This window comes from Chryseobacterium shigense (assembly GCF_014207845.1).
GTDB classification, from domain to species: Bacteria; Bacteroidota; Bacteroidia; order Flavobacteriales; family Weeksellaceae; genus Chryseobacterium; species Chryseobacterium shigense_A.
In genome coordinates this window covers 67,863-91,162 of the sequence record NZ_JACHLC010000001.1, presented here as the reverse complement: position 1 = coordinate 91,162, position 23,300 = coordinate 67,863, and the positions used below count along the sequence as shown (strand labels likewise).

The 23,300-nt window shown below is 37.9% G+C and carries 25 protein-coding genes; 16 read left to right on the top strand and 9 right to left on the bottom strand.

The annotated features are described in order from the left end of the window. Positions 1-3: 3 nt before the first annotated feature. Positions 4-906, bottom strand: coding sequence for a LysR family transcriptional regulator (locus HNP36_RS00450; protein ID WP_184161900.1), 903 nt, complete (start codon positions 904-906; stop codon positions 4-6). Between the two features lie 247 nt (positions 907-1,153). On the opposite strand from HNP36_RS00450, the gene HNP36_RS00445 reads away from it, so the two are divergent. From HNP36_RS00445 to HNP36_RS00430, 4 genes are all read left to right on the top strand, one after another. Further along, on the top strand, positions 1,154-1,768 hold the full coding sequence (locus HNP36_RS00445) for an NAD(P)H-dependent oxidoreductase (protein ID WP_184161903.1): 615 nt from the start codon (positions 1,154-1,156) through the stop codon (positions 1,766-1,768). After that, complete coding sequence (locus HNP36_RS00440) at positions 1,768-2,652, top strand: NAD-dependent epimerase/dehydratase family protein (protein ID WP_184161906.1); 885 nt, start codon at positions 1,768-1,770, stop codon at positions 2,650-2,652. Before HNP36_RS00445 ends, HNP36_RS00440 begins: the two co-directional genes overlap by 1 nt. A gap of 2 nt (positions 2,653-2,654) precedes the next feature. Next, entirely contained in the window at positions 2,655-2,945 is a 291-nt protein-coding gene (locus HNP36_RS00435) for a putative quinol monooxygenase (RefSeq protein ID WP_184161909.1), read from the top strand. A 77-nt stretch (positions 2,946-3,022) separates the two neighbouring features. Continuing rightward, entirely contained in the window at positions 3,023-3,697 is a 675-nt protein-coding gene (locus HNP36_RS00430; protein ID WP_184161912.1) for a type 1 glutamine amidotransferase domain-containing protein, read from the top strand. A gap of 104 nt (positions 3,698-3,801) precedes the next feature. Here HNP36_RS00430 and HNP36_RS00425 read toward each other — a convergent pair whose 3' ends face one another. The 4 genes from HNP36_RS00425 to HNP36_RS00410 form a co-directional block, all read right to left on the bottom strand. Beyond that, positions 3,802-5,889 carry a M4 family metallopeptidase gene (locus tag HNP36_RS00425; RefSeq protein WP_184161915.1) on the bottom strand — a complete coding sequence of 696 codons (2,088 nt, stop codon included), beginning with the start codon at positions 5,887-5,889 and terminating at the stop codon, positions 3,802-3,804. Positions 5,890-6,137: 248 nt separating this feature from the next. Beyond that, the gene (locus HNP36_RS00420) at positions 6,138-6,581 is read right to left on the bottom strand and encodes a carboxymuconolactone decarboxylase family protein (RefSeq protein ID WP_184161918.1); all 444 of its coding nucleotides are present in this window, start codon (positions 6,579-6,581) and stop codon (positions 6,138-6,140) included. A 4-nt stretch (positions 6,582-6,585) separates the two neighbouring features. Then, positions 6,586-7,038, bottom strand: coding sequence for a DoxX family protein (locus tag HNP36_RS00415; RefSeq protein ID WP_184161921.1), 453 nt, complete (start codon positions 7,036-7,038; stop codon positions 6,586-6,588). 42 nt (positions 7,039-7,080) lie between these two features. Further along, on the bottom strand, positions 7,081-7,653 hold the full coding sequence (locus HNP36_RS00410; protein ID WP_184161924.1) for a Crp/Fnr family transcriptional regulator: 573 nt from the start codon (positions 7,651-7,653) through the stop codon (positions 7,081-7,083). Positions 7,654-7,720: 67 nt separating this feature from the next. On the opposite strand from HNP36_RS00410, the gene HNP36_RS00405 reads away from it, so the two are divergent. After that, positions 7,721-8,086: a DUF1304 domain-containing protein gene (locus tag HNP36_RS00405; protein WP_184161927.1), complete on the top strand. Its 366-nt coding sequence runs from the start codon at positions 7,721-7,723 to the stop codon at positions 8,084-8,086. Between the two features lie 192 nt (positions 8,087-8,278). Here HNP36_RS00405 and HNP36_RS00400 read toward each other — a convergent pair whose 3' ends face one another. Beyond that, positions 8,279-8,665, bottom strand: coding sequence for a winged helix-turn-helix transcriptional regulator (locus HNP36_RS00400; RefSeq protein ID WP_184161930.1), 387 nt, complete (start codon positions 8,663-8,665; stop codon positions 8,279-8,281). A 92-nt stretch (positions 8,666-8,757) separates the two neighbouring features. On the opposite strand from HNP36_RS00400, the gene HNP36_RS00395 reads away from it, so the two are divergent. Together HNP36_RS00395 and HNP36_RS00390 are read left to right on the top strand one after the other, a co-directional pair. Continuing rightward, a complete protein-coding gene (locus tag HNP36_RS00395) occupies positions 8,758-9,747 on the top strand; it encodes an NADP-dependent oxidoreductase (protein ID WP_184161933.1) in 990 nt (329 codons plus the stop codon). 3 nt (positions 9,748-9,750) lie between these two features. Further along, positions 9,751-10,221: a cupin domain-containing protein gene (locus HNP36_RS00390; protein WP_184161937.1), complete on the top strand. Its 471-nt coding sequence runs from the start codon at positions 9,751-9,753 to the stop codon at positions 10,219-10,221. Positions 10,222-10,349: 128 nt separating this feature from the next. Here the strand turns inward: HNP36_RS00390 and HNP36_RS00385 are convergent, their stop codons facing one another. Then, positions 10,350-10,757, bottom strand: a complete 408-nt coding sequence (locus HNP36_RS00385; protein WP_228456192.1) for a thioredoxin family protein — start codon at positions 10,755-10,757, stop codon at positions 10,350-10,352. 50 nt (positions 10,758-10,807) lie between these two features. Continuing rightward, positions 10,808-12,877: a TonB-dependent receptor plug domain-containing protein gene (locus HNP36_RS00380; protein ID WP_184161943.1), complete on the bottom strand. Its 2,070-nt coding sequence runs from the start codon at positions 12,875-12,877 to the stop codon at positions 10,808-10,810. A 121-nt stretch (positions 12,878-12,998) separates the two neighbouring features. Here HNP36_RS00380 and HNP36_RS00375 point away from each other — a divergent pair, with 121 nt between their 5' ends. From HNP36_RS00375 to HNP36_RS00345, 7 genes are all read left to right on the top strand, one after another. Further along, a complete protein-coding gene (locus tag HNP36_RS00375; protein WP_184161946.1) occupies positions 12,999-14,186 on the top strand; it encodes a homogentisate 1,2-dioxygenase in 1,188 nt (395 codons plus the stop codon). A gap of 26 nt (positions 14,187-14,212) precedes the next feature. After that, positions 14,213-15,487, top strand: a complete 1,275-nt coding sequence (locus HNP36_RS00370; RefSeq protein WP_184161949.1) for an acetyl-CoA hydrolase/transferase family protein — start codon at positions 14,213-14,215, stop codon at positions 15,485-15,487. 139 nt (positions 15,488-15,626) lie between these two features. Next, entirely contained in the window at positions 15,627-16,412 is a 786-nt protein-coding gene (locus HNP36_RS00365) for a hypothetical protein (RefSeq protein WP_184161952.1), read from the top strand. 244 nt (positions 16,413-16,656) lie between these two features. After that, positions 16,657-17,787: a 4-hydroxyphenylpyruvate dioxygenase gene (hppD, locus tag HNP36_RS00360; RefSeq protein WP_184161955.1), complete on the top strand. Its 1,131-nt coding sequence runs from the start codon at positions 16,657-16,659 to the stop codon at positions 17,785-17,787. A gap of 71 nt (positions 17,788-17,858) precedes the next feature. After that, positions 17,859-18,317: a hypothetical protein gene (locus tag HNP36_RS00355; RefSeq protein WP_184161958.1), complete on the top strand. Its 459-nt coding sequence runs from the start codon at positions 17,859-17,861 to the stop codon at positions 18,315-18,317. A 71-nt stretch (positions 18,318-18,388) separates the two neighbouring features. Further along, positions 18,389-19,636 (top strand): fumarylacetoacetase, encoded by a 1,248-nt coding sequence (fahA, locus tag HNP36_RS00350; RefSeq protein WP_184161961.1) that lies wholly within the window; start codon positions 18,389-18,391, stop codon positions 19,634-19,636. A 172-nt stretch (positions 19,637-19,808) separates the two neighbouring features. Next, positions 19,809-20,633, top strand: a complete 825-nt coding sequence (locus HNP36_RS00345; RefSeq protein WP_184161964.1) for a flavin reductase family protein — start codon at positions 19,809-19,811, stop codon at positions 20,631-20,633. 245 nt (positions 20,634-20,878) lie between these two features. On the opposite strand, the gene HNP36_RS00340 is transcribed toward HNP36_RS00345, so the two are convergent. After that, entirely contained in the window at positions 20,879-21,721 is an 843-nt protein-coding gene (locus HNP36_RS00340) for an alpha/beta hydrolase family protein (protein ID WP_184161967.1), read from the bottom strand. Between the two features lie 148 nt (positions 21,722-21,869). Between HNP36_RS00340 and HNP36_RS00335 the strand changes: the two genes are divergently transcribed. Further along, a complete protein-coding gene (locus tag HNP36_RS00335) occupies positions 21,870-22,643 on the top strand; it encodes a HipA family kinase (protein ID WP_184161971.1) in 774 nt (257 codons plus the stop codon). Beyond that, entirely contained in the window at positions 22,630-23,013 is a 384-nt protein-coding gene (locus HNP36_RS00330) for a DUF3037 domain-containing protein (RefSeq protein WP_184161974.1), read from the top strand. Before HNP36_RS00335 ends, HNP36_RS00330 begins: the two co-directional genes overlap by 14 nt. The last annotated feature ends 287 nt before the right edge of the window (positions 23,014-23,300 follow it).

Below are 23,300 nucleotides of genomic sequence, written 5' to 3'. Positions count from 1 at the left end.
AAATTACATCTTGTTCATCACCTTTCTGAATAACCCTTTAATATGGTCGATCTCGGATTGGTAGTTTGTTTTTTTTCTGCAACCGAAATACAATGTATTTTCAAGTTTTTTCTCGCCTTCCCAGATCAGTTTAACTTCACCGCTCTCTATTTCATTTTTACAAAGGAAATTCGGAATAACAGCCAGCCCGGTTCCCCCTTTCAGGCAACGGATAATTGAATTTAAATTAGGGACGATATAATTGGGGCGGAAATTCGGCTTATGACCGAAATTCATGATCCAGAACTGAAAAAGATGCTCCATATCGCCCGTTGTTCCGTACCATTTTTCCTGCTTCAGCCATTCTTCGGCATGTTCAATTCCTTTTATTTTAAGAGTTTTAAGGAAACTTTCGGTATCTACCTCTTTTCCGCCTACAAGAATGATCTGTTCTGAAGAAAATGCCTCATGTTCTATGTTAGGCGATACTCCTTTTTTAGGGGTAATAATCAGATCCAGAATTCCTTTATCAAGCTGATCCAGCATTTCAGGATATTCCCCGAAACTGATAATCAGATTGAAAGGCAAAGTAGAAACATATTGCTCCAGGGTAGTCTGAAATGTTTCAAAACACATTCCTACACTGATGGTAGGAGTCAGCTTTTCCGTAGATTTCTGAAAATTCTTCTCCACGTCTTCCAGCTTGGACAGCGGTTCAGCCACAGCATTAAATAAAACCTTCCCCCTTTCAGTAGGTATCATTTTCCTGCCGGTCCTGTCAAATAACTTATAGCCTACATAAGCTTCCAGTGAACTTAAATGTAAACTTACGCCGGGTTGGGAAATAAACAGGGAATCTGCTGCACCCGTCAGTGTTCCGGTTTTATATATTGCTTTAAAAGTGCGGTACCATTCTAAATTCACCATAACTTTAATTATAAATATTCTGATACAAAATTACAAAATAATTATAATACTGATGTTTAAAAGATGAATGGTGAATCTCTGATTGACAGTTTCATCTTTACTATTCACTATTTACAACAATTGCAATTCATAATTCCTATTACAATCACTATCTATCATTATTCTGATAGTTAGTTATAATTTATCCTATTTTTATTATACAACAACACGAAGTAACTTTGCATCATAAAATTTAAACAATCATAAAATGAAAAAAGTATTGATCATTAACGGAGGACAAAATTTCGGACATTCCGGAGGAAAATATAATAACACGATTGCAGAAAATACATTAGAAGTACTTAAAAAATTTGAAAATATCGAGGTAAAAACCACACAAATTGCAGAGGGCTTCGATAAGGATGAAGAGGTTAAGAAATTTGTATGGGCAGATTATATCATCTACCACACTCCTATCTGGTGGTTCCAGCTTCCTAATGGTTTTAAAAAATATATTGACGAAGTTTTCACAGCCGGTCATGCCAAAGGAATTTACATGAGTGACGGAAGAAACGCAGAAAACCCGAAAATCAATTACGGAACCGGAGGAATGCTGGGAGGGAGAAAATATATGGTAACCACAAGCTGGAACGCACCTGAAACCGCTTTTACACTTCCGGGAGAATTCTTCAATGAAACAAGTGTAGATAATGGACCATTATTCGGGTTCCATAGAATGAATGCCTTTGTCTCTTTAGAAAAAATGGAAAGTTTTCACTTTCATGATGTAGAAAAAAATGCTGATATAGAGCGTGATATGAAACTTTACAGAGAGCATCTTGAAAATGTTTTCGAAAAAGAACTTAAACCGCAATTAGTGTAATGAAAAGAGTATTTATAACAGGAATTACCGGTTATATCGGTGGTACTGTTGCAAAGAAATTATTGGAGAAAGACTACAGTGTAGCAGGACTTGTCCGTAATGCAGCCGCAGCAGAAAAGTTACAGCAGCTGGGAATTGAATCCATTATAGGAAATATACATGATGAAACTGTTTTAAATGTAGCCATTTCTAATGCTGACATTATTATCCACACTGCAGATTCTGCTGATGATGCCTATGCTGCAGACAGCTTCATCAATGCACTGGAAGGAAGCGGCAAAACATTTATTTTCACTTCAGGCTCTGCTATTTTCGGAGGAAAAGAAAATGGAGAGAAGAATGATTTTGTTCACACCGAAGACATTCCCCTGAGCCCAAGACTGGAAATGGCTTCCCGCGTACTGATTAATAATTATGTACTTCAGTCTGCCAAAAAAAACATAAGAAGCATTGTTATTGTACCCACAATGGTATACGGCAACGGTCTCGGCCTGAAAAAAGACAGTATCCAGCTTCCCGCCTTAATTAATTTTTCTAAAGAAAAAGGATTCGGGGTTTATTTCGGAAAAGGTGAAAATATATGGTCAAACCTTCACATTGAAGACCTGGCAGATCTGTATGTTCTTGCATTGGAAAAAGCAAAAGCGGGTTCACTGTATTATGCGGAAAACGGATCTTCAACCATCAGGAACCTGGCAGAAAATATAAGCAGACAATATAATTTACAGCCGGCACAGTCCGTAAGCATACAGGAAGCAGTGAATACATTTGGTCCGGCAGGCGGATATTTCGGATTTGCATCCAACAGTTTATGTAATTCTGACAAAGCAAAAGCAGAACTGGGCTGGAATCCCCAACATACATCAATTGAAAAATTTATTTAATTATGAAAATTTATCTTACAGCAATTATAAAAGCCAAAGAAGAAAACCGGGAAGAAGTACTGGACATTCTTCAGAACATGGTAAAAGAAACCAGAAAAGAGGACGCATGCGAGCTGTACAGCCTTCACCAGGGAATTGAAGATAAGAACCAGTTCACTTTCTATGAGATCTGGAAAACAGAAGAAGGACTCGCACAGCACAATCAGCAGCCCTATATTCAGGCTTTTGGCGCTATTGTTGATGAAAAATTACAGGAGAAACCTCAAATTTATACTACTCACATCTTACTATGAAAAAATTAGCATTTTTATTTTTAGCCCTGTTTGCAATAGGATTTGTTCAGGCACAACACCAAAAAAAATCTAAACATATGAAAAAGAAAATTTTATTTGTGGTAACAAGCCACGACAAAAAAGGAAATACCGGTGAAGATACAGGATATTATTTGGGAGAGGTTTCCCATCCATGGGAAGTGCTTCACAAAGCCGGATACGAAATTGATTTTGTAAGCCCGAAAGGCGGAACACCTCCGGTAGACGGATTTGATTTAAAAGATCCTGTAAACAAGGAATTCTGGGAAAATACAGAATATAAAAACAAGATTGACCATTCTTTACAGCCTTCCCAGGTAAACCCAGCCGATTACAGCACTATTTTCTATGCAGGAGGTCACGGAGCGATGTGGGATTTTGCCGATAATACGGAATTAGCAGGTATTGCTTCAAAAATCTATGAAAACGGAGGTATTGTAGCTGGAGTATGCCACGGCCCGGCCGGTCTTGTAAACATCAAACTTAATAACGGAAAATATCTTGTAGATGGCAAAAAGATCAATGCATTCACTAATGAGGAAGAAGCTGAAGTAAAGCTTACGGATGTAGTTCCTTTCCTTCTTGAAAATAAATTGAAGGAAAGAGGAGCCAAATTTGAAAAATCAGGCCTTTGGCAAAACCATGTGGTAGCTGACCAGAGAGTTATTACAGGACAAAATCCCCAATCGGCAAAAAGTGTTGGTGAGGCAATTCTAAAGGAACTTAAAAAATAATACGTTTTATTCTCAGAAGGTATAGAACAATTTGTAAATGTCCTAAAATATAAATCCGGCAGAACTATGTTCTGCCGGATTTTATAATACCTATTTAAATGTAGTTATTTAACAACGATTTTTTTCGAAATAACATTTCCATCTGCATTTATTTTTATTAAATAAACTCCTGCCTGTATTCCGCTGCCGTTTACCCTGTTGATTCCTTTTTCCAGTTTTTCAGCCGATTTTATCAGTTTCCCTGATAGATCATATATTTCATAATCTGCACTTCCTTTAAGTGTAGATTCAATAGTAAACTGTCCGTTACTAGCCGGATTAGGATAAATTTTAATATTCTGAAGATCAGATTTAATGGTTTCATCAACAGCTAACAGCTTGGCACAGTTACCCAGCCCTACAGCACACCATGCATTTTCTACCTGCTGCAGTTCGTTGGAATTGGCACCATACAGATCAATAGCGGCCTGCTTGGACTGGTCGTAAGCATTAATATAGCCACTGTTTGCCGTAAGATAAGTAGTTAAAGTTCTGAACGCAATTTTTTCCGCTTTCTGTATGGTAATTCCTGTAACATTGAATGCCGTTCCGTTATCATTAGTCCCTGATCCTCCCTGGGAAAGCAGGTAAAACCAATAGTTTCCTACTCCACTGTTTTTATGCACCCCTCCATGATCATTTGTCTGGGTGTACGGAGGTGCTGTACTTGCCCAATTAGTCCCCTGATACGTATCAGGCTGCTGCCCTCCAATCTGATTTGCGCCCGCATTAGGATTGGCCATATTTCTGAAATAAGTGGCACCAAGTCCTGCATTTGGAATTCCTTCGGCAATAGTCCAGTTCGGGTTTACATTGGAATAAAACTCTATAGCTGTACCAAATATATCTGCAAAAGATTCGTTCAGAGCTCCGGATTCGGCCTCATAGGTAAGGTTAGCTGTTCTGCTGACCATTAAGTGTGAATATTCGTGCCCTGCCACATCTATCCCTACAATAGGACCAAAATATCCTGATTGCCCCTGATATAAACCGCTGCCATAGACCATTGCTACAATTCCCTGCTGATCAATTGCTGCTGCATTAGTCCCGTCAATTGGTGTTTGTCCCGCACCGGTAGTGGCATTTCTATTAAAATTAATATTATAATAGTTTCTTATAATAGATCCGCTGCCATCGTAAGAGTTCCTGTTATGTCTGCTTACGTAATAATCATGTGCCTTCTCCATTGCCCAGTGTACTTCCGCAGCAGGTTTAGTAGCTGCTGCCGTATAGTTGGCCGTACTGTTGGTATATTCATTAATTGTACCTGACAACCCTGAAGCAGCGCTTCCGCTACCATCCCATCCCGTTCCGTCAAGCGTATGTACATTCCTTGCATTATCCTTTAAACGGAAGGCTCCGTTGTAAGAATCTACAGTAATTTGCTGATTTCCTTTATAATAGGTAGCACTTGTAGAAGAAGTGTCCAGAAAAGGACTGACCACAGATGTAATTCCTGCAGCAGGCTTACCAGTTGAAATATTGTTAATAACAGGGGTTATGTTATGACGGTGTATTTTTTCTGATTTCTTTACAATCTGCTTTGTTCCGTTATCTATATAATACATATAACCCTGTAAAGTTTTCAGGGAAAGGGCATCTATCTGGGAAACCGAATGCAGATCCACTCCTTTACCGGCATACACTTTTGTAATTACCTGCCCAAAATCTGCAAAGGTTACATCACTTATTCTCAGATCGGCATTCACAATATTTTCAACTTCCGTTTTGGTAAGCGGTTGCTGGATGGCCAGGTTAATATCCGGTGTTAACTCCCCGTTTACATAGGTAACTTTCCCGTCTTTTTCATGCACCAGTATCAATTCATCCGCTACTTTTACATTTTTGTAATAATGCTGGAAGACAGAATGTTTTATTCCCAGCTCGTCTGTTTTGGCGGTTACCAACTCAAAGGTGTGGTTGCTGTCAGTTCCCAGCCATTTTTTCAAATTTGTTATCAGGAAGTCTGTAGGAATGTTCTGCCCGTTAAAGCTTGCATAAAAATTCCCCATTGCTGAAGATGTAGAAATTCTTGGTAAATCTTTAACAGAAAGTTCCGTTTTTTTCTCCTGTGCATTTACCAAAACAAATGGAGCAAAACCAACAGATAAAGTGAAGGCTAAAGCCTTAATAATTGTAGTTGTTTTTTTCATATTTTTTTTATTGATTCATGCAGTTAGTAGAAAAATGTCAAAAATGTTACGAATAGTATAATAATTAATTTAAAAAAATTCAAATTTGAATGATTTATTTTCTACTAAAACAGCTTTATCACGAAAAAAAATTAAAAATAAAACTTCATTGCTATCATTTATTCATCAATATAAAATCCATATCACAAAAACGAAAGAGTCTTCAAAACTGAAGACTCTTTGTGTAAATAACTTTTTCAGGCAATAAACTATTTCGGCACTTCAAGATGGGTGCTTACTGCAATCCTGTTCCATGCATTGATGGTTACAATAGCCATAATAATCTGTGCTATTTTTGCATCATCAAAATACTGTTTTGCTTTCTGGAATGTTTCTTCCGTAAGGCCTTTATCGCTGATCAGGGTAATTTCCTCTGTCATAGCCAAAAGTACCTGTTCTTCTTCCGTGAAAAAATCTTTTGCTTCTCTCCAGCCGTTAAGGATAAAAATCCTTTGAGTTGTTTCACCGTATTTAAGGGCATCTTTCGCGTGCATATCGAGACAGAAAGCACATCTGTTGATCTGTGAAGCCCTGATCTTAATTAATTCTTTCTGAATATGGTTTAAAGAAATGGTCTGAAGGTATCCTTCCAGTCCAAGCATTGCTTTGTAAGCAGCTGAATCTACATTGGCAATATTTAATCTTGCGCTCATAATATTATAATTTGTTGGTTAATTGATCTATACTGAATAAATATTTCGGCTGAACTGCCAATAAAAAAGCTGCGGCACTTCCCACCCAGACAGAATAATCCAAAGGTGCTTTACATCCTAATGCGATGGTCATTGACAGGGCAAAGACAAGTAGCAGAAATCCGGCTCCGCAGGCAGCAATCCTAGTTTTCCAGCCTGCAAGAAGCATCAGAGGGAAAAGGATCTCAAAAAAAGTAGCTGTGTAAGCAGAAAATACACTTAGGCTTTCCGGAAGAAAGAAGGTGAGTTTTTGGGTATAATTTTCAAAATTCTCCCAGTTCCCCCATGCAGAGTCTTTTCCCCAGAAACCAAATCTGTCCGCCACGGCAGAAAGCATGGTCACCGAAAGAGCAAGTCTTAAAAACAACTGCGGGAACTGAATATTTTTATCTGTCATGATATTGGCTTTTAATAACATGACAAATGTCCGATTTATAAACGGTAAAAATCTTAAACTGGTTTAAGAACGTAATTTTGCTCTTATTTCACTCAGATATTCAGGAGTAAGATTTAGGAAAGAAGCAATCAGATATTGTGGAATCCTTTGGATAAACCATGGATACAGCTCACTGAAATGGACATATAATTCTTCCCTGGACATTTCATACAGATAACGGATCCGTCTTTCAGAAGCTGCATAAGCCCTCTGATAGATCATCCTGAAATAACGCTCCATAACAGGATGCTTCTGCAGTAAAAGTTCCTGCTGCTGAAGATCTATAACAAGAATAACGGAACGCTCCACTGCCTGGATACAAAAATCTGAATGAATCTGTCTTTCATAGGCAAAAGTATCCGTAATCCACCAGTTTTCTATCGCAAATTCGGTGGTTTGTTCTGTTCCTTTCTCGTTGACGAAAAACTTTCTCAGACAACCCACAGAGACAAAATACATTGATCTGCAGATATCCCCGCTAAGCATCAGGCTCTGCTTTTTCTTCACTTCCATTTCCTCAAAAAAAGAAAATATGGACGCATACTCCTCATCTGTAACTGTAATAAATTTATTTAAATGTGCTTTGAAAGTATTCATCTTTTCAATTAAGTAACCAAACTTAACTTTATTTTTTTAGTTTTACAAAATCAAAAACATTTAAGTAATGGAACTCGTTGCCAAAATTCTGATCGCCATCGTTGCGCTGGAGCATATTTATATCCTGTGGATGGAAATGTTCGCCTGGGAAACCAAAGGAAAAGAAGTGTTCAAAGCTGCTTTACCGGCAGAAATGTTTAAACCTACAAAAGGTCTGGCTGCCAATCAGGGGCTTTATAACGGTTTTCTTGCTACAGGACTGATCTGGTCTTTCTTAATTGAAGATCCGAAGTGGCAGGATAATATTGCACTGTTCTTTTTGGGATGTGTAGCTGTAGCCGGAATTTATGGGGCTGTTTCTGCAACAAAGAGGATATTTTTTGTACAGGCATTACCTGCGATATTGGCAATAATTGCTGTGCTTTTGAAATAATTTTATAAAGAACTACCGTTAAGAACAAACTGCAGATCTGCAAATGCAGTTCAGGCATGATGAAGCAAATCTCAAAATTTTTTTGGGGTTGAATACTTTTGAGATTATTTCATCTGAAGGCTCATAATAAAGATAAAGTTGTTTCTTTAATTGCAAACTCGGAATTTTTAAATCTTTAAATCCTTTAATCTTTCAATTCTCTGCTCCCATCGATGCCTTGATCTTCTCCCGATGGATAATCCCCCAGTTCACCAATGTTTCCGTTACCGGTAAAACTGATTTCCCATATTCTGTAACAGCATAGGTTACTGTAATTGGCTTTGTATCCTGAATTGTTCTTGTGATGAGAAGATTGAGCTCAAGTTCTTTCAGTTCTTTGCTGAGCATTTTGGCAGAAATTCCGTCAATTCCCCGCTGCAGTTTCTTAAAATGAATCTGCTGATCCGTTCTGTTGGTAAGGTAACGCAGAATCATCAGTTTCCACTTTCCTCCCAAAACATCCAGGCTGTCGCGCATGGCAAACAGTTCTTCCGTACAGCTTGCCTCTCTTTCTATGCCGTTTTCCGTAATTTTTGCCATAATGGTTTCATTAAGGTAACTGGTTACCAATAGTTAACTGGTAGCAAATATAAACTATTCTCTTTTTACATTTGTTCATCAAATTACTTTTTATGAAAGCTATTGTGTTAAATAAAAATTTCCAGCTTGAAAATACTGAAATAGAAAAACCGATACCAAAAGATCATGAAGTTTTAATACAGATTAAAGCCAGCGGTTTCAACCCGATCGATTACCAGATGATTGAGAATGAACTGGAACGGAAACTGGTCAGTTCACCCATTTTAGGCCGTGAATTATCAGGTATTGTGGTAGAAAAAGGTTCAAACGCCAATCAGTTCAATATTGGGGACGAAGTATTTTGCGGAAGCGGATCTATGGGAAGCAACGGAACTTATGCAGAATATATTGCCGTTCCGGAAGCAATTGTAGCCTTTAAGCCTCAAAATATTTCTTTTGAACAGGCTGCAGCTATTCCTTCCGCCGGACTTACGGCACGACAGATCGTTAAACGTTTAAAGCTGAACGATAATGATAGCGTTTTAGTAACCGGGGCAACTGGCGGAGTAGGTTCCTTTGTAATCAAATTTTTAATAGCCAACCATTTTCAAAACATTACAGCCACGGTTGGAAGTGAAGAAAACAGGCAGATTCTTCTGGGACTGGGCTTAAAAGATCATCAGATCATTAATTATAAAGAAGAAGACCTTGTGGACAATCTTTTAAATACTAATAACAGTAAACTTTTCGACTTCGGAATTGATCTTGTCGGAAACTATATGTCTGAAGTCACTGCAAATGTTTTAAAAATCAACGGTACTTACGCAGATGTAACCGCCTTGATCTCTAAAGACGCCCATGAAACCCTTTTCAATAAAGGAACAGTGATTATGAATATTTCCAATTATTCCTACAGCATAAATAAAGATTACCATTATTATAAAGAAAACCTGGAAGAAATTTCAAAACTTATTGAAAACGGAACCATCACTCCACCCAATTACAAAATTGTAGGAGATCTTTCCTTGGATACAGTCTTAAAAGCACACTCTATTCTGAAAAACAACCAGACACAAGGCCACAAATTAATTATGAAACATTAATCTATGAATACAATACCCAGACGCATCGTAACAGGAATCAAAGACGGAAAATCTGCCATTATTGAAGACCAGCAGGCAGAAAATGCAGTAGAACATCTTCCGGGCCTGATTATTTCAGACATCTGGAATACGCAAAAAATGCCGGCAAGCCTGGAACTAGAAATGAGCATACCCAATACAGGATTTCCGCAAACTCCTAAAAACGGAACCTATTTCCGCTACGTTTCCATTCCGCCCGATAGAAATTTAGGAGTAGAGTTCAAAGCGGGAGAACCTCATCCCATGATGCACCAGACACAAACTTTAGATTATATCATCATCCTTTCCGGTGAGCTTTACCTGATCATGGAAGAAGGCGAAACGCTTCTCAAACCCGGAGACATAGTTATTCAGAGAGGGACCAATCATGCGTGGAGCAACCGTTCAAATGAGCCATGCATTCAGCTTGCAGTACTTATTGATGCTGAACATTAGATTGAAGGATTTAAAAATTAAAAAATTCCAGATTTACAATTAAAAAAAATCTGCCCCATCTGCAAAATCTGTGAGAGTAAAAACAGAAAAAATAATTTTACTATTTAAGAAAACACATTAAAAACCATCTACAAAGCAGAAATTTCCAAAAGTCTCTGCTTTATTTTTTCAGGTATAACCAGCCCTTCATGATAATAAACCAAATTTAGGTTCCTATCCAAAATAATCCATAAAGGATAAACCGGTTGATCTTTATTTTTAGACAAAGCCAGTGCCAGCTCATGGATTCCGGTATTTCCATTCGGCAGATACTCAAATTCCCTTCCCTGAAACTGTATTTTTTCTTTCGTTTTTTCGGCTTCAAAATTAACCATATAAAAATTTTCATTGATCAGGTCAACGATTTCCTTATCTTTATTCAAAGCATGCTTTTCCATTTTACAGACCGAACACCAATCTGTATATAAGTGGATAATAACAGGTTTCGGATCTTTTTTCATTACCGTTTCAAGATCGGAAAAAGTGCCTGTCTTCATCTGAGACAGACAAAAACAGGGCACCAACATTAAAAATAAAATAAAAATTCTCATTTCAAAGTATATTTTACGCCCAGAAAACCTCTGATCTTCTGCATCGGCGCGTACCCATAAGCTGTATCAAAAGTATAATGATTGGGATTGTTTTTAGGATCATCTACATATTTGTCGAATGGGTCAAAAGGTCTCATGAGAGGATCTTTAGGGGTAAAATTGAAAACGTTTTTAATCCCGCAGTAGATCTCAAAACCGGATTTGAAGCTTTTTGAAACCTGAATGTTAGCCAGGGAATAAAAAGGCGAGTATTCCGGGCGGTAATCATTTGGCAATACCGGAAGTCGCATTGGCCCATACAATTGCCCTGTAAAATCTATAGCCAGGTCATTCACAAATTTGTACGAAAGATTATACGTTCCGCTCCATTTCGGTGCATGCAGCTGTTGTGATTTTTCAGTTTCTCCATCAAATTTCTGGTAAACATCCAGATAGGTTACTCCTAAACCAACGCTCAAAGGAAAACCAAAACTGAAATCCACATTGAGGGAAGCTCCCCTTGAAATTCCGTATCCGTGGAGGTTATCATAGATAATTTTATCCGGATCGGAATCAAAGTCACCAACGATCTTATTACTGAAATAGGTATAAAATGCAGATGCATCAAGCTGAAGCAAACGGTTTCCCACCGGAATTTTCCAGATGTAGTTGAGGTTTCCGTTCACTGATCTTTCAGGCTTCAGATCTGATTTAATCATTACCTCCCTTGAGCCTGTAAGTGCAGCATGATCTTCTGTAAACAGGTTTACCACCCTGAACCCTGTTCCAAAATTAAACCGTAAGGTATGATAAGGGTTCGGAGAAAATTTCCACGCCAATCTCGGTGAGTGAACTTCATGATGAATTTTGTCGTAATCAAATCTGTAACCTACTAATAATGTATTTTTTTCATTGATTTCCCACTGATCCTGTACAAAGACCCCCCAGATTGGTGACTTCATCGGTGCATTGGTGATTCCGTCTGAAGATAGTGTTCCCGGTGTATTATCATCATAGAATGTTCTTTTGAAGGTAATTCCCCCTGTAAGATCGTGATTTCCCACTTTTTTGCTCCAATAAGTCTGTGCAAAAGCCACTTTCTGAAGCGCATTATACGGGTTACTTCCATAAAAAGAATCCTGATCATGATAATTATAAGAAAACTGGGTAACAATATATTCTTTTAAAGGCCACTGATACAGCCCGAATACTTCTGCCCTGTTCGTATAAATACTTTCGCCATATATATCACCACTTCCACGGTATGATCTGTTCCACTGCATCTCACCGCCAAAACGGTCTTCATATAAATATCTCAGTGCAACACTCGCCTGTCGGTTTTCCTTTCTCTTAAAATTCCATTTATTAAAAACTGAAATCCTGCTCTGCAATGCTGCATCTGTGAAATTATCCTTATTCTGATCTATTTTTTCTTTAAAACTGAAATAATTTAAGCTCAACAATGAGGCAGCATTCTTTCCGACATTAAACTTTGTTGAAATATCAAGATTATTTTCGCTCCAGGAGCTTGTCATTACATCAACGCTTAGTTTAGGAGCGGTTAATGCATTCTTGGTAATAATATTGATTACGCCACCCATTGCCTCGGAACCATAAATGGAAGAAGCGGGACCTTTTACCACTTCAATCCTGTCTACAAGGCTATTGGGAATTCCGCTTAAGCCATATACTGTGGAAAGAGAGCTTACAATAGGCATTCCATCAATGAGGATCATCGTGTACGGACCTTCCAGACCGTTGATATGGATATCACCCGTATTGCATACTGAACAGTTGAGCTGTGGTTTAACCCCGTTTACCATCGCTATGGCCTCAAAAATGCTTGGGGTAGGATTTTTCTGAAAAAATTTCTGACTGTAAACCTCTACAGCCACAGGACTTTTTGACCTGCTGAAAGGCTTTATGGTTCCGGTAATTACAACATCTTCAATGGTACTGGTTTTAATTTTTGCTTTCGACATTGATGTGGAATCTGTTTTTACTGTTTGCTGCAAATTCAGGCTGTCTGTTTCCTGAGAAAAACAAAAAGAAGATAAAAAAGTAACAGAAAATAGTATTCGCTTCATGAAATTAAAATTGTTAGACAAATCTAACAATTATTTTTGAATTACAAAACACCATGATAAATGTTGTTGGAAACAATTCACGAAAAATGATTAAATTTGAGAAACTACATATAAAAGTAAAATGAGATATCATCAAGCGGGAAATATCCCACAAAAAAGACACACGATTTTCAAATCGCCGGAAGATAAATTTTACTATGAACAGCTCTTCGGAACAGAAGGCTTTCACGGAATTTCCTCATTATTATACCACACACACCGTCCTACACAGATTAAATCTATTGGAACAGCCAAAGACGTAACACCAAAAATTGCCGTAGAAAAAAATGTGGCTCCGAGAATGTTTAAGGGAATGAATGTAACCCCCGAGGACGATTTCATGGACAGCAGAAAAATCCTTCTGATGAACAATGACCTGAAAATGGGATTATCGAAGCCGATAAAGTCTATGGACTATTTCTACAAAAATGCAGAATGCGATGAGCTTTTATATGTTCACCAGGGAACAGGAATCCTGAAAACATTTGTAGGGGACCTGGAATTTGTAACAGGTGATTATCTTATTATTCCGAGAGGAACTATCTACCAGGTAGAACTGAAATCGGACGATACCGTATTTTTTGTGCTTGAAAGCCACTCTCCTATTTACACTCCAAAACGATACAGAAATGAATTCGGGCAGCTTTTGGAACACTCACCTTTCTGCGAAAGAGATATTATTGCACCGGTTTTCAAAGAACCAAAAGACGAAAAAGGAGAATTTTTAATTAAAGTAAAAAAAGAAAACCAGATCACAGATTTCATTTATGCAACGCATCCTTTTGATGTGGTAGGCTGGGACGGATATTTTTATCCTTATAAATTCAATATTAAAAACTTCGAACCTATTACCGGAAGAATTCACCAACCGCCTCCGGTACACCAGAATTTTGAAGGTCATAATTTTGTGGTATGTTCATTCTGTGCAAGAATGTACGATTATCATCCCTTAGCAATTCCGGCTCCTTATAACCACTCAAATATTGATTCCGATGAAGTTTTATTCTATACGGAAGGAGATTTTATGAGCCGTAATCATATAGATTTAATGGATTTCACTTTACACCCCGGAGGAATTGTACACGGACCTCATCCGGGAGCAATGGAAAGAAGTATCGGTAAAAAATTCACCGAAGAATATGCCGTAATGGTAGACCCTTTCCGTCCGCTGAAAATTACGGAAGAAGCCTTAAAAGTGGAAGATCCTTCATATAAAACTTCATGGCTGGAAGAATCAGATAAAACCATGGAAGACCGTTCTCAGGAATAAAAAATCACTCATAAAAAAATTTCATTATGTACAATTATATTAGTGCAGAAGAAGCGATATATACTGTAAAAAGCGGAAACCGCGTATTTTTCCACGGAAGTGCATGTACTCCGAATTATCTTATTGATGAGCTGGCAAGACAGTCTCACCGTCTGGAAAACGTAGAAATGGTTTCCATTACCCAACAAGGCAACGTAGAAATTGCAAAACCTGAATACAAGAACAATTTCTTTGTCAATTCATTATTCGTGTCTACACCAGTGCGGGATGCTGTGAACTCTGACAGGGGAGATTTTGTTCCCGTTTTCTTAAGCGAGATCCCTATTTTATTCAGAAAAAATATCCTGCCGCTGGACGTGGCTTTGGTAACAGTTTCCCCACCTGACAAACATGGGTTCTGCACATTGGGAACCTCTGTGGATGTGGCAAGAGCTGCTGTTGATACTGCCAAAATTATTGTTGCCGTTGTAAATCCTCTGATGCCGAGAACACACGGAGACGGAATGATCCACATCAGCAGGATTCATAAACTGGTATGGCATGAAGAAGAGCTTCCGACAGTAGATTACGGTGCAAAAGTAGGCCCTGAAGAAATGCTTGTAGGAAAGAATGTAGCTGAACTTATTGAAGACAAATCAACATTACAGATGGGTATCGGAACCATTCCTGATGCCGTACTCAAATGTTTAAGCAACCATAAAGATCTTGGAGTTCACACAGAAATGCTGAGTGACGGCGTTATAGACCTGATCCAGAATGACGTAATCAACAACAAATATAAGGGCTATAACGATAACAAAACCATTACAAGCTTCTGTTTCGGAACAAGAAAACTGTATGATTATGTGGACGATAATACTGTTTTTGCCTTCAAAGATGTAAGTGATGTGAACTTTCCGATCAATATCATGAGGAATAAAAAAATGGTAGCCATTAATTCTGCCATTGAAATTGACCTTACAGGACAGGTATGTGCAGATTCCATCGGAACTTTACAATACAGCGGAATCGGAGGCCAGATGGACTTTATGAGAGGCGCTGCCTTAAGCGAAGATGGAAAACCCATCATTGCCATTACATCAAGAACCAAAAAAGGGGTCTCAAGGATCGTTCCTTTTCTTAAACAGGGTGCCGGAGTTGTGACAACAAGGGGACATATTCATTACGTTGTGACAGAATATGGCACAGCTTATTTATATGGCAAAAATCTCCGCCAGAGGGCACAAGAGCTCATCAGCATCGCTCATCCTGATGACAGGGAAATGTTGGAAAGAGCTGCTTATGAACGATTTAAACACTAAAAAATATCTTCATACTATTTGTTTGTGAATATTTTTAATAACCGATGTCTGCAAATTAATAACAAAAACAAGACGAATCTTAAAAAAGCTTTAACATTTTGGCAGTGTTTTTGATAAACTCATTCAAAACCAAGGGAAATTGAAAACTATATATAATTCGATAAGAGAAGAAGTTGAAAAGCATTCAAAAGTAAAGAATTCTGTTTTGGGGAATGTGAGTGAATGGAAAAGAAGCCATTATATTATTCTTTCTGAGATTATAAAAGATGAACTGTCTGAAGCTGAAGAACTGAAAGGCGGAAAAAAATTTGAAATAGGAAATACAATATCACACGTTACTTTACAGCGTTTTTTTGAAAATGACTATCAGGATAAGACCCATAACGACCTCAGATTCCTGAAAACACTGGATAAAATCTGTATTTTTCTGGGCCATAAAGACCTCAATGACTATATACAATCATTAAAATTAAAAAGTCCGGAAAAAGAATCAACGGAAGGAGATCTGGAATTTCTTACTAAAATGGTGTATGATTATTGCGCCACCGCATTTGAATTTTATAAAAACTTTCCGGATCATAAAACGGAAATTTTTAAACAACTGGTTTTTGACGGCTCTCCATTTTTAGAAAGAGCATCAGAATTCAGCAGGGAACTGTGTGAAAGAGACTTTCAGCTTGTTACTAAAAACAACCGTTCAAATTACGAGGTTTTTGACATTCATCTTGTTACTGATGAGCCCGACAAAAAGATACTGGAAGCACAGGAATTCTGGAATCTCCTGTTCAAAGTAGGCGAAACCGGCGAGGAACACTTTGTAAATCAGCTCAATACACAAATTTATTTTATCCGTAAAATAGATAACATATGGAAAATATGGGATAATTATAATCCCGACGCAGGCCGATTAAACAGGAAATTATAAGTTGAAATAATAGAGAAAGCCGTAGAAAATTCTACGGCTTCCCTTTTTTCGAAAATATTTTTTTCATTTGTTCTTTCTATACCAAAGGTAGATATCCAATTTTATTATAAAGAAACTTAAATATACTTAAATGAACTCTTCTTTAACTTTATGTTAAGTATATCCAAGGAATCTGATTCAATGTTTTCACTATTTCTAAGATTTTCGTAATTTGCATACATAAAAATAAAAGTAAAATAGAAATATGTCAACACTTACATTTGCCGAAAAAATTGCTCAAGCTGAGAATTTTTTACCTATCAACGGTACAGATTACATTGAGTTTTATGTAGGAAATGCTAAACAGGCTGCCCATTATTACAAAACCGCTTTCGGTTTTCAGTCTGTAGCCTATGCAGGTCCTGAAACAGGAGTAAGAGACCGTGCTTCTTATGTTCTTCAGCAGGGGAAAATAAGACTGGTATTAACAACAGGGCTTAAATCCGATTCATCTGTCAGCGAACACGTAAAAAAACACGGTGACGGAGTAAAAATTCTGGCACTTTGGGTAGATGACGCTTACAAAGCTTTTGAAGAAACTACCAAAAGAGGTGGAAAGCCTTATTTGGAGCCTGTAACTTTAACCGATGAAAACGGTGAAGTAAGAATGTCCGGAATCTATACATACGGAGAAACCGTTCACATGTTTGTTGAAAGAAAAAATTACACAGGATCTTTCATGCCGGGATACGAAAAATGGGAAAGCGATTACAATCCTGAAGACGCAGGTTTATTATATGTAGACCACTGTGTAGGGAATGTAGACTGGAACAGGATGATTCCTACAGTAGAATGGTACGAAAAAGTAATGGGCTTTGTAAACATCCTTTCTTTTGATGACAAGCAGATCAATACAGAATATTCTGCCCTGATGTCTAAAGTAATGTCCAACGGAAACGGATATGCGAAATTCCCGATCAATGAGCCTGCAGAAGGTAAAAAGAAATCCCAGGTAGAAGAATATCTTGATTTCTATGAAGGTGAAGGAGTACAGCACATCGCGGTAGCAACAAAAGATATCATCCACACAGTAACCGAATTGAAAAAACGTGGTGTAGAGTTCCTTTCCGCTCCACCAGAGGCTTATTACGATATGGTTCCTGAAAGAGTTGGCCATATTGATGAAGATATTAAGAAATTACAAGACTTAGGCATCCTTATTGATCACGATGAAGAAGGATACCTGCTTCAGATTTTCACGAAGCCGGTAGAAGACCGTCCTACTCTATTCTTCGAGATCATTGAAAGACACGGTGCACAGAGTTTTGGTGCCGGAAACTTCAAAGCATTGTTCGAAGCACTGGAAAGAGAGCAGGAAAGAAGAGGAAATCTTTAATTTAAATATAAAATAATAAGTTTTGTCAGGATGCAGAGTCCTGGCAAAACTTTTTTTTAAAAAGCACACTTATGAGAAAAATTTTAATCGGGATTTTATTTTTCGGAGCATTGGGCCTTAAAGCCCAGTATGGAACACTTAATGAGATCCTTAATCGTCTGGAAGAAAGAAAAGGCATCAACCAGCATCTTGAAAATGTAAATATAGACAACAAGAAGTTCATCTTCATCAAGGATGCAGAAGATCATACGGAAAGAGATTTTATTATTATAAAAGGAAAAGAAGCTACCTACGTAGAAGTATTTGATGACAAAGCTACCGGCGAAAGCAGCTCAAACGTTTTCACAGGAGATATCATCAGGAAGAAAAATATACTTTCCATGAGAGCAGATAAACTTGAAAATAAAAAAGTTCCGATGCCTGTCACCAAGACTTTACTCCTGACCAGGCAGGATGATATCCTGTATCTTATTGATGTAAATACAAAAGACAGATGGATAGATGAGGCCTCTTATTCCAAAAAGAAATAATTCCCGCAGAATTGGTGGCAGATCTTCATAGATTTGTTATCTTACCATTTTAATTTAATTCCAAAAAAATTATGAAATCATTTGTAGAATATTCTTCAGATTCAGACTTTTCTATACATAATATTCCTTTCGGAGTAGCAGTTTTTAATAAAGAATACATCGGATGCTGTACAAGGATCGGTGATCAGGTAGTAGATCTTGCCACCCTTTATGATCTTGGATATTTTGAAGATATTAAAGGACTGGATGATAATGTTTTTGAAGCTTACACCATCAACGAATTTATTGAACTGGGAAAACCTGTAACCAATGCGGCACGTACCAGAATCCAGGAACTTCTTCAGGAAGGCTCCACCTTGTCAAAAGACGAAAAAACCATTGAAGATGCTTTCTATGACCTTGACAAGGTAAAAATGATGATGCCCGTACACATTCCGAACTATACGGATTTTTACAGCAGCATTGAACATGCCACTAACGTTGGGAAAATGTTCCGCGATCCGGCCAATGCCCTACTTCCAAACTGGAAACATCTTCCGGTAGGCTATCATGGAAGAGCATCATCCATAGTAGTTTCAGGAACGGAAATTAACCGTCCGAAAGGCCAGACAAAACCTGCGGATGCGGAAAAACCACTTTTCGGACCAAGCAAACAGCTGGATTTTGAACTGGAAATGGCTTTTATCCTTAACAAAAACACGGAAATGGGTGAAAGTATTTCTACAAAGGATGCTGAAGACGCCATCTTCGGAATGGTAATTTTCAATGACTGGTCCGCAAGAGATATCCAATCCTGGGAATATGTTCCGCTGGGGCCTTTCCTTGCCAAGAACTTCGGTTCGTCTATTTCTCCGTGGGTAGTTACCCTTGAGGCGTTAGAACCGTTCAGAACAGCTTCTCCAAAACAGGACCCTGAAGTTTTAGACTATTTGAAATTTGAAGGTGATAAAAATTATGATATCAACCTTGAAGTATACATCCAGCCAGAAAACAGTGAAGAAAACCTGATTTCAGAAAGTAATTATAAATTCATGTACTGGAATATGACACAGCAGCTTGCTCATCACACGGTGAATGGATGCAACGTTGAAGTTGGAGATCTGTATGCCAGCGGAACCATTTCAGGAAGCGATCCCAAATCTTTCGGATCTATGCTTGAACTGACATGGAGAGGACAAAATCCTTTACAGCTAAGCAATGGTCAGGAAAGAAAGTTCATTGAAGATAACGATACCGTTACGATGAAAGCATGGGCTGAAAAGGATGGTGTGAGAGTAGGTTTCGGTGACGTTTCAGGGAAAATTATTCCTACGGTTTAATTCGGTGGTAAACAAATAATCCAGATGCTTCGACTCCGCTCAGCATGACATCGCTATAAATTAATTGCTAATAAAAACAGTTAGTATTAGAGCTGTCATGCTGAGCGGAGTCGAAGCATCTTTTTAATATAATTTGAACGCTTACATTTAATTAAGTGTTAAAGAAAAAACAATGAAAACAGTAATCCCCTCCGAACTATCCCCCGTACAGCTTCAAACTGTCATGCAGACCGCTGTGTCTCCACGTCCTATTGCTTTGGCTTCTACGGTAGATAAAAACGGAAATATCAACCTATCACCTTTCAGCTTCTTTAATATGTTCAGTACGGTTCCTCCTGTATTGATTTTTTCACCCTCAAGAAGGGTTCGGGACAATACTACAAAACATACTTTGGAAAATGTTCTGGAAGTCCCTGAAGTCGTAATCGGAACTGTAAATTTTCCTATTGTTCAGCAAATTTCCCTGGCTTCTACGGAATATGAAACCGGAGTCAATGAGTTTATTAAATCCGGCCTAACGATGAAGGATGCAGATCTGGTTCAGCCTAAACTGATTGAAGAATGCCCCGTAAACTTTGAATGTAAAGTTCTGGAGGTAAAATCTCTTGGAGATCAGGGCGGTGCAGGAAACCTTGTGATTTGCGAAGTTCAGAAAATCCACATCAGGGAAGAATACCTGAACGAAGCTGGAAATTTAGACCAGCAAAAACTGGATATGGTAGCCCGCCTGGGAGGTAACTGGTATTCCAGAAGCAATGAGAACAGCCTTTTTGAGGTTCCGAAACCATTAGTCACAAAGGGAATCGGCTTTGATCTTCTGCCAGATTCTATCAAATACAGTAAGGTATTTACAGGAAACGACCTGGGAATGCTTGCCAATGTAGAGATACTGCCCGCAGGAGATTTTCATTCAGATGAAAACATTCACCTGAATGCTCAGAAATTATTGATCGAGAGCAAGATTGAAGAAGCCTGGACGCTTTTAACAATACAATAATTCACAATAAAAACCAGTATAAATCATGCTGGTTTTTTATTTATTTTCCGGTATAAAAAACTAAATTGCTAAAACAGCCCGCTTCATCAAATCAACTTGTTGATTCCTTCTTTGTCAACCTAAATAAGCAATCCCGATTTTAAAAACTTTGCGTTAATAATTCCCACCAATTATACGGATCTCACAGATTTTATATAGTCTGAATTTTATCTGTTTCGAAATAATCAGAGATCCCGCCTGAAATTTTATTTCATATTTTTATTGATAAAATCAATGCATCTCTCTGTAACAATATTCAGATTATAAGGAAGAGTCTTTTCCATCCAAGGCTCTTTTGATCCGAAGGTATGATCGGCATTTTCAACCAGGAACAACTCTGAATTCGGGTTGAGGATATGAAGATGTTCTGCATTTTTTACACTTACGCTCTCATCATGGGTTCCATGAACAATTAGCACATAAGCTTTTGCCATTTCCGCTGCCATTTCTACATCAAAACGATGAATATTTTTTTCAAAATCTTCATAAAACTGGTAGTAATGCGGCATTTCCTGTTTTGTTCTTCCGTTCAGTACGTAATATACCCCTTCTTTTTTCCATTTCTCCAGAGCTTCATCTTTTGGAAACCTTTCCAAAGTATCTACACTTGCCAGGGTAATAAGTCCGTTGATTCTTTCATCTTCAAATGTTTTTATAATGGAAATCCCCCCTCCTCTGCTGTGCCCGATAAGAATAATTCGCTGATCATCCACATGAGGATCTTTTACAAAATGATCGATCACGACACCCAGATCCGAAAGTTCTTTTGAATAATTATTATTCCCGAAAGCTTCCAGATCACCAAAATTACAAGGATCTTCAACTGTAGTGCCGTTATGGGACGAATTAAATTTCACAAAGAAAAAACCAGCTTCTGCGAACTTTTCAGCCATCAGATTCCATGCTCCCCAGTCTTTGTAACCTTTATAGCCATGAACAAAGATCACTAACGGCAATTTTTTACTGGTTTCAGGATAGATGGCATCAGCAAGAAAATTCCTGGTTTCAGCATTTTCCAGTTTTATATTAAGGTTTTTTATCAGTTCCATATCAAATTTTAAATTGCAATTTTTAGACTATAACAGTATCTGAAATATTCATTTAACCTAAATATATAAAAAAATATTTACCCGGAAAAGTTAATATTCTGTAGCAGAACCCATTAAATAGTTATAAAAATAACCTTATTTTTGCAGTATGCTGGATTTAAGAACGGTAACCGTCACACGTTACATTCTGCCTTTAAGAGAAGGCGGATCTCTTCCTGCTTTGGCAGAGGCTGATGATGATTTTAAATATGTACTGAAATTCCGGGGTGCTGGCCACGGAGTCAAGATGCTGATTTCTGAGCTTTTGGGCGGCAGGATCACTGAAGCTCTGGGACTAAAGATTCCTGAGCTGGTATTTGTAAATCTGGATGTGGATTTCGGAAGAACGGAAGCTGATGAGGAAATTCAGGATCTACTGAAATTTTCGGAAGGCCTGAATCTGGGTCTGCATTATCTTTCAGGCTCCATCACCTATGATCCTGCCGTAAAGATAGATCCTCTCCTTGCTTCGAAAATTGTATGGCTGGATGCTTTCATTACGAATATTGACCGCACTTTTAAAAATACAAATCTTCTGATGTGGCATAAAGAGCTCTGGGTTATAGATAATGGGGCTTCATTTTATTTCCATCATTCATGGCAGAATTTTGATGCAGCAGCAAAAACACCGTTCAAATATGTGAAGGATCATGTACTGCTTCCGAAAGCAAAAATGCTGGATGAAGCAGATCAGTTTGCCCACGAAGTTCTGAATGACACCCTTTTCCGGGAAATTGTCAGCTTAATTCCTGAAGACTGGCTTCATTGGGATGATGCCGACGAAACTCCTGAAGAAATCCGTGAGATTTACTTTCAGTTCCTGAAAACAAGGTTAGAAAATTCTCAAATCTTTGTAAACGAAGCTAAAAATGCTAGAGGATAAAATATACGAATATGCCGTAATACGCCTGGTGCCCAAAGTTGAAAGAGAAGAGTTTTTCAATATCGGGCTTGTGATGTTTTCCAAAAAGGAGAGATTTATCCGCGTGGAGTTTTATTTATGCCCTGATAAATTCAGGCTGATGCACAGCAAACTGGATTATGATGATGTTATCCACAATCTTGAAAGCTTCCAAAGAATTGCCAATGGAGATAAGGAAGGAGGCCCTGTTGCCCTGATGGATATTCCTGAACGTTTCCGCTGGCTGACTGCCGTAAGGAGCTCATCCATTCAAACTTCAAGACCTCATCCGGGAAAATCCAAAGACCTGGAAAAAACGTTTGGTAAACTTTTCGAAGAACTGGTGAAATAACAGATAACCTTGTTTAAAATTATATCCATCCACAGTTTTTTCTTTCTATCTAAGCTATTTTCCGAAGTCGGCTTAAATATTCCCGGGAATAAATTCCCATTATAATGATTTAAAAAAATAAAAATATATACATTTTAAAACCAAATTATTAACAAATAATTGAAAATCAGTATATTAATATACAAATTTTAGCAGATACCATAAAAATTGCTACATTGCTATACATTTCATCTTTTTTACTTATAAAATAATTAACTTGGCTTTTGTTTAAATTATTCTTAACAAAA